This is a genomic window from Paenibacillus sp. Aloe-11 (assembly GCF_000245715.1).
Lineage (GTDB): Bacteria > Bacillota > Bacilli > Paenibacillales > Paenibacillaceae > Paenibacillus > Paenibacillus kribbensis.
Genome location: NZ_JH601040.1, coordinates 6,057 through 6,355, shown reverse-complemented (window position 1 = coordinate 6,355; position 299 = coordinate 6,057). Strand labels below are relative to the sequence as shown.

1 pseudogene is annotated in these 299 nt (G+C 64.5%); it reads left to right on the top strand.

The features are described from left to right. Nucleotides 1–299, top strand: a pseudogene (locus WG8_RS27630) (ATP-dependent helicase); the annotation flags it as partial.

Below are 299 nucleotides of genomic sequence, written 5' to 3'. Positions count from 1 at the left end.
CATGGCTTGTTGCCATCGGCTGGAAAGCGGATACGGCGCCATTTCGCCCACTGCTGCAGCTGCTGGAGCCAGCGCCGGAGGACGACGAGTCGTCCTGGCAGCTCAAGCTTGTGCTGCAGGACAAGCAGGACACGACACGGCTGGTGCCTGTACAGCTTGCCGATGACGGATACGCGTCCGGCCTATGGCCCGATGCGTGGACGGCGCAAGTGCAGGAGCGCTCAGCCGGATGGCTGGAGCGCTTGAGCGCCATTTTGCCAGTCGGGCTGCGCACCGGAAGCCGCGATGACGTGCTGAAT